Raw genomic sequence first — 6,000 nt, forward strand, 5'->3', positions numbered from 1 at the left:
TCATGAACCGGGTCTACTCTGTTAACCGACCTCATTCTTGGAACGGCCATGTCTGACTTCGAAAACGAGCGAAGCGCGGATCTGCGCGATGACGGTCTGGCGCGACTCCCGTCAGGAGCTAAGTTGCTCGTTGACGTCGACGGTCGGGTTCGCCCACTGACGCTCTCTGAGCTGCAACAAGTCCTACTGCCGCTCCTCGATAAACGGATCCAGCAACAGGTTGCCTCTTTGTTACGGCAGCAGAACCCGCGCGCGGCGACATCGTTCTTTTCGGGCGGCCTCTCGCCGTCGCGGGCAGCGGAGGTCCAGCGGCGCGCATTGGAGGTCTTCCGAGACCCTGCCAAAGCAGACGCATGGATGAACCGGCCGTCGGTCAAGCTAGGCGGAGTACGACCGGTCGATTACCTGGACAGTGAAGACCACGCGAGTGCTGTCGAGGGCGCTTTGGATGCCCTTGCCTACGGCGCGCCGCTATGAGCATCGAAGTGAATCGGCTATGCGCGACAGCCTGATCCAGCAGGGATGAACACGAACGACAACCAAAATTACTTGCGCAGAGTATTGGACCTATACCCTAACCGTGCATAGTTCACGGATTGGAGGCTCGGAGCTGCAAGGCTTCTACGCCAGCAATCCTGTGATGTATCCATACCTCACAATACATCGTTACGCTCACGATCGACGAAGCAACGCAAGCAGAGGTCGAGCAACCGCGGGAACCGGAGGGACCGGGCGTCGCAATTCGACCCGCTACTGACGCTCATCGCTGAAGTGCGGAAGTCCGCTTCCTGAAGAGCAGCGGACGGTGACAGCATGCCGATCATGTCAGACTCGGAGCGCTTCCGGCATTCCTTCCGATGGCGCCGGAATGTTCGCGGCGATATTCGTCGATCAGTTCGCGGGCATTCGGCCGCGCACGGGGCAGCCTTCCGACAAGCAGAGCCGCGTGCGCGCGCAAACCTTCCGCCTGGATCGATCACAGACCCTTCGGTGACATTTTCCGGGAATGCCTCGATTTTTATAAAATGCGGTGTCAAATCGCTGAAAAAAAACGACGCCCGCGCTTGGAAATCGTGTAAGTGCAGGTCGAGCAGCGCGGGAAAGGGACCCACCACCTCCGACTCTCATCAAGCTGGCCCCAAGTGTAGGTTTTGCTGCGTATGCCTCGCAAGAAAAAATGCCGTAAAAAGCGCCGCTTACAGCGGTCAAATCCGTCTTTCCGTCGCCCATGATCCGCTGGCCATCCGGCCAGAACTGCCCTACATTTGCTTGTGATTGCGTGCAGGCCGGTTGGGTGGATGTTTGCCGGCGTCGTCGGTCTGCGTTCGGCAGCGTCGATCTGGGTAATAACACCTGGATGCACGTCAGGTTGGGATGAGACGTGAACACCTTCGACAACATCTGGCGTCGGATAGTTGGCAAGCCGCTGGACCCGCTCGATTCCCGGACGCGCCACGCCATCGCGGTCACGCCACTTCTGGCTTGGGTAGGGCTCGGTGCCGACGGCCTTTCATCGTCATGCTACGGGCCGGAAGAAGCTTTTCTGGCGCTGGGCCAGCACACCTCACTTGCATTGTTCCTCGCGCTGGCCACCGCCGCGACGGTCTTCATCATTGCGCTCGGGTACAACCAGGTCATCCAGCTGTTTCCAACGGGGGGCGGCGGCTATCGGGTGGCGACCGCCTTGCTGGGCCGACACCCTGGCCTGGTTTCCGGCGCCGCGCTGCTGGTCGACTATGTGCTGACCATTGCGACGTCGCTGGCGAGCGGCGTCGACGCGTTTTTCAGCTTGCTGCCGGTGGGCGCGCAGGCTTTCAAGCTCACGACCGAACTCACGCTGATCGTCCTGATGACGGGCCTCAACTTCCGCGGGATGCGCGAATCGATCCTGGTGCTGCTGCCGATCTTCCTCGGCTTTGTCGTGCTGCATCTTGGCCTCATCGTTTACGGCGTAGCGGTGCAGGGCGATCATCTGGCCGGCGTCGTTCCGGGCGCCATCGGCGAAGCGCGCAGCATGTCGCGTGTAGTCGGCCCGCTGGTGGTGGTGGCCCTGCTGATGCGTGCGTTCTCACTCGGCGGCGGCACGTACACGGGCCTCGAAGCCGTCTCGAACAACGTCAATATGCTGGCCGAGCCGCGCGTGCCGAACGGCAAGACGACGATGTTCTATATGTCCACCTCGCTGGCCTTCACGGCAGGCGGCATCATCCTGCTGTACATGTTGTGGCATGTCCAGGCGGTGGAAGGCCGGACGCTCAATGCGGTGGTGTTCGGCAGCGTCATCGATCATCTCGGGCTCGGCTCCGCGTTTGCACGGTATGCGCTACTCGCCGCCGTGCTGGCCTTCGAGGCAGGGCTGCTGCTGGTCGGCGCGCAAACCGGCTTCCTCGACGGGCCTGCCGTGCTGTCGAACATGGCGTCCGACTCATGGGTGCCGCGCCATTTCCGTGACCTGTCCACCCGGCTTGTCAGACAGAACGGCATCGTCATGATGGGTATCGCCAGCCTCGCGATCCTGCTCTGGACGCGCGGTGACGTTTCTATCCTGGTAGTGCTGTACAGCATCAACGTTTTCCTGACCTTCAGCCTTTCCCTGCTGGGCTTGTGCATTTACTGGTGGCGCCATCGGCGTGACGGGGAAAACTGGCTGAAGCACTTCGCGCTATCCGCGCTAGGGCTATCGGTCACCAGCACCGTGCTGGTCATTACGCTGATCGAGAAGTTTACGGCGGGCGGCTGGCTGACAGTACTGGTGACCGGCGCGGTGGTCGCGCTATGCATTGTCATCAAGCGGCACTACGGCGAAACCCGCGCACTGATTGCCAGGGAGGACGCCCTCTTCACCGGCGCTGCACCCCATCCGGGCGACGCGGCCGCGTCACTCAGGCCAGAACCTTCCCAGCCAACCGCCATCCTGCTCGTCGGCAAGCATCGCGGTGCCAGCATGCACGCGCTGTTATGGGTGAACCGGCTATTTCCGGGACACTTCAGGAATGTGATCTTTCTCGCGGTCGGCGAAGTGGACGCGCAAAGCTATGAGGGCTCCGAGCACCTGGAGCGTTTGCGGCAAACGATTACGGCGTCTCTCGAGTATTACGTTGCGCACTGTCGCCGGCATGGCATCGCCGCCGAATACCGGATCGCGTTCGGCACCGACCCTGTCGAAGAGTTCCTCAAGCTGGCAGAAGCCTCGATGGAGCAATTCCCGAACAGCGTCTGCTTCGCGAGCAAGCTGATTTTCAAACGGGTGAATGTCCTGACGGCGTGGCTGCACAATCACACACCGGTCGAGATCCAGACGCGCCTGCACCAGCAGGGCAAACAGATGGTGCTGCTGCCGATGAACGTCGGATGATTCAATGAACCATCGTCACCGGTGTGACCGTCCGCCTCGACAACGCCGCGAGCATGGCCAGGCGTCGGAAGAAGCCCATGTGGCTGGCGTCGATCACCATGACGTCGGGCCGGGTCGTGGTTGCGTAGTCGGCGATCGCTTTCGTGTGGTAGCCGAATACCCGTGTCCAGTGGTACGGCACGCCGGCTTCATCGAGAATCGTGCGCGCGTCGACCATCGCCTTCAGCGTTGCCTGCTCTTCCCGGCGCACCAGTGAGCTTCGGGTGTGGAAGGCTGCCGCGCGCCCCTGGTCGACGGGTTCGAGGACTTCCAGCAATTCGACCTCGGTGACGCAACGCTCCAGAAACATAAATGTCGCGAAACGTGCGGCCTCGACAACACCGCTCTTGCCGAGGACGGGGATCAGCATTCGTATCATCGGGAACTCCTGGCCGCTAGCTGGAAATCTTGTGCTTCGAGCTTATCTGAAGCCGCGTTAACGTCGCGTAAAAGTATCGGACAGTTTTTACCGGCCAGCGGACATTTGCCGCCCAGGCCGCGGATAGTCACTTACGCCTGCATTGCCGCAGGGTTCAGTTCGATATGCAAAATCACAAGCCACCGTTTCGGACAGTCTTCCGCGATCTGCAGATCCTGCTTGCCGTCATCGCCCTTTTTGACGAAGCCCTTCTCACGCGCGAAGCCGAACGCGCGCCGCGCATCGGACTGCAGCCAGAGCGTCAGCAGTCCACATGTCACGCAGCTGAAAAGCCAGATCGTTTCATGAGGCAGCGCCGTATCGAGCTGCTGCGTCACGTACGTAAAAATCGTCGTGAGCACCTGGTTGGTGACGAAGGCAATCGCAACGACCTTGCACATCCCTCTGAACATCATGGCTGGTCTTGAAGGTGTCATGGAATTCAAATCCGGAGCATGCGGCGAGCTTCGGCTTCTGCCAGCGCCAACGCTTGCGCGTAACTGCCCGTCGGCCGGCCACAGCGACGCCCGATGACCTGATGAATCTGCTTGTGGCGCCAGGCGGTGGTGACGCGCAGTGCGCCTTCGAACATCTGGCCCGGAGCGGGAAACACGCAAGCCTCGACGGTGACGTTTCCCTTTGTTTGTTTGAATGCCATGCAACCTCCAGCAAATCCCATATTTTTTGCGGCGAAACGCCAGCCGCAAACTATACGGATGTCGCCGTAAAGACCGCAAAACGATTGCCGGAGGCCGCATAAAAATCGTGTGAAACTCATTGCACACCGACGAGCCGATACCCCACGCCCGACTCCGTGATGATGTGCTCGGGACGCGCCGGATCGCTTTCGAGCTTGTGACGCAAGTGCCCCATGTAGATCCGCAGGTAGTGGTGGTTATCGGTGTGCAACGGTCCCCACACTTCGCCGAGCAGTTGCTCATGTGTCAATACCCGCCCGGGATGCCGCACCAGTGCGGAAAGAAGACGGTATTCAGTGGGACTGAGATGAACGATGCGGCTGCCTCGCACCACCGTCCGCTCGCCGAGATCGACCGTCACGCGGCCGAATCGCACCTGCGGCGCGCCGACCCGCCCGCAAGCGGCCTGCCGGCGCAAATGCGCACGAATCCGCGCGCCGAGTTCGGGCAACCCGAACGGCTTGGTGAGGTAGTCGTCGGCGCCGGCGTCGAGCGCGGCGACCTTGTCTTCCTCGCGGCTTCGTGCCGAAAGGACAATCACCAGCATCGCAGACCAGCCGCGCAACTCACGGATTACCTCGGTGCCGTCCATGTCCGGCAAGCTGAGGTCGACGATGACAAGATCCGCGAGCCGCGTGGCCGCCTGCGCGAGGCCTTGCGCGCCGGTGTGCGCTTCGAATACGCTCATACCGTCTGCTTCGAGGCGCGAGCGGACGAAACGGCGTATGTACTTGTCAGCGTCGATCACAACAACGGTAACGGTGGGATCGCTCATAACGGCGACGACAAGCCAGGATTAATGCATCGGCTTGAGCTCGTCCAGCGCGAGGTTGAGCTTCAGCACATTCACGCGCGGCTCGCCGAAGATGCCGAACTGCCGCCCCGACGTGTTCCGGGCAACAAGGTCGGTCACCTGCTCGAGCGGCAGGCCACGGGCTTTCGCCACACGTGCCGCCTGATAGGCGGCGGCGGCCGGGCCGATCTCGGGGTCGAGCCCGCTGCCGGACGACGTCGCCAGATCCACCGGCACCGGTTGCGACATGTCGTTACCCGCAGCCCTCAATGCATTGAGGCGGCCTTTGATTTCGTCGGCGAGCGCGGGGTTGGTGGGGCCGAGGTTCGAACCGCCCGAGTTCTGCGCGTTATACGGCTGGGCGTGGTGGCCGACAGTCGTCCCCAGAAATAGTACGGTGCGTCGAACTGCTGGCCGATTAGCGCGGAGGTGGTAGATGCATGCCGAATCACAGTGATGCATGACGATCGCCCCTGCGGGTGGAAAGTTCCGTGGAACGGCCGCTTCACGACGGCACCCCCAAAGGGCGGCTCCTGGGGCTGCGCGCAGACCGACCCGTCTGTCCCATGTCGTTAAGGGTTATTCGACGTCTGCCCTCATTCACATGGCTGTGAGTGTGCCGCGGCGCGTGTGGGCAGGCGTCGGATAAGCCTCGAGGGAGGAAACCGCGGGATGGTCCGAGACGCTCGGAATTTCA

At 61.5% G+C, this 6,000-nt stretch carries 6 protein-coding genes and 1 pseudogene; 2 read left to right on the forward strand and 5 right to left on the reverse strand.

Annotation, left to right across the window (positions count from 1 at the left end):
* Positions 1 to 48 precede the first annotated feature (48 nt).
* Together F6X40_RS05850 and F6X40_RS05855 are read left to right on the forward strand one after the other, a co-directional pair.
* On the forward strand, positions 49 to 477 hold the full coding sequence (locus tag F6X40_RS05850; RefSeq protein ID WP_187627105.1) for an MbcA/ParS/Xre antitoxin family protein: 429 nt from the start codon (positions 49 to 51) through the stop codon (positions 475 to 477).
* A gap of 904 nt (positions 478 to 1,381) precedes the next feature.
* Positions 1,382 to 3,355, forward strand: a complete 1,974-nt coding sequence (locus F6X40_RS05855; RefSeq protein ID WP_187627106.1) for an APC family permease — start codon at positions 1,382 to 1,384, stop codon at positions 3,353 to 3,355.
* Position 3,356: 1 nt separating this feature from the next.
* Here the strand turns inward: F6X40_RS05855 and F6X40_RS05860 are convergent, their stop codons facing one another.
* From F6X40_RS05860 to kdpC, 5 genes and pseudogenes are all read right to left on the reverse strand, one after another.
* Complete coding sequence (locus F6X40_RS05860) at positions 3,357 to 3,773, reverse strand: universal stress protein (protein WP_187627107.1); 417 nt, start codon at positions 3,771 to 3,773, stop codon at positions 3,357 to 3,359.
* A gap of 131 nt (positions 3,774 to 3,904) precedes the next feature.
* Positions 3,905 to 4,228 (reverse strand): hypothetical protein, encoded by a 324-nt coding sequence (locus F6X40_RS05865; protein WP_262421373.1) that lies wholly within the window; start codon positions 4,226 to 4,228, stop codon positions 3,905 to 3,907.
* Positions 4,229 to 4,254: 26 nt separating this feature from the next.
* Positions 4,255 to 4,470 carry a hypothetical protein gene (locus F6X40_RS05870; RefSeq protein WP_187627109.1) on the reverse strand — a complete coding sequence of 72 codons (216 nt, stop codon included), beginning with the start codon at positions 4,468 to 4,470 and terminating at the stop codon, positions 4,255 to 4,257.
* Between the two features lie 116 nt (positions 4,471 to 4,586).
* Positions 4,587 to 5,285 (reverse strand): response regulator, encoded by a 699-nt coding sequence (locus F6X40_RS05875; protein WP_187627110.1) that lies wholly within the window; start codon positions 5,283 to 5,285, stop codon positions 4,587 to 4,589.
* Between the two features lie 21 nt (positions 5,286 to 5,306).
* A pseudogene (kdpC, locus tag F6X40_RS05880) lies at positions 5,307 to 5,731 on the reverse strand (potassium-transporting ATPase subunit KdpC); the annotation flags it as partial.
* Between the last annotated feature and the right edge of the window lie 269 nt (positions 5,732 to 6,000).

Source organism: Paraburkholderia sp. UCT31 (genome assembly GCF_014397655.1).
Taxonomy (GTDB): Bacteria; Pseudomonadota; Gammaproteobacteria; order Burkholderiales; family Burkholderiaceae; genus Paraburkholderia; species Paraburkholderia tuberum.

Bases quoted from the DNA above. Each gene is read 5' to 3' on its own strand.
- F6X40_RS05870 (WP_187627109.1), bottom strand. From the start codon at position 4,470: ATGGCATTCAAACAAACAAAGGGAAACGTCACCGTCGAGGCTTGCGTG.
- F6X40_RS05860 (WP_187627107.1), bottom strand. From the start codon at position 3,773: ATGATACGAATGCTGATCCCCGTCCTCGGCAAGAGCGGTGTTGTCGAG.
- F6X40_RS05865 (WP_262421373.1), bottom strand. From the start codon at position 4,228: ATGATGTTCAGAGGGATGTGCAAGGTCGTTGCGATTGCCTTCGTCACC.
- F6X40_RS05875 (WP_187627110.1), bottom strand. From the start codon at position 5,285: ATGAGCGATCCCACCGTTACCGTTGTTGTGATCGACGCTGACAAGTAC.
- F6X40_RS05850 (WP_187627105.1), top strand. From the start codon at position 49: ATGTCTGACTTCGAAAACGAGCGAAGCGCGGATCTGCGCGATGACGGT.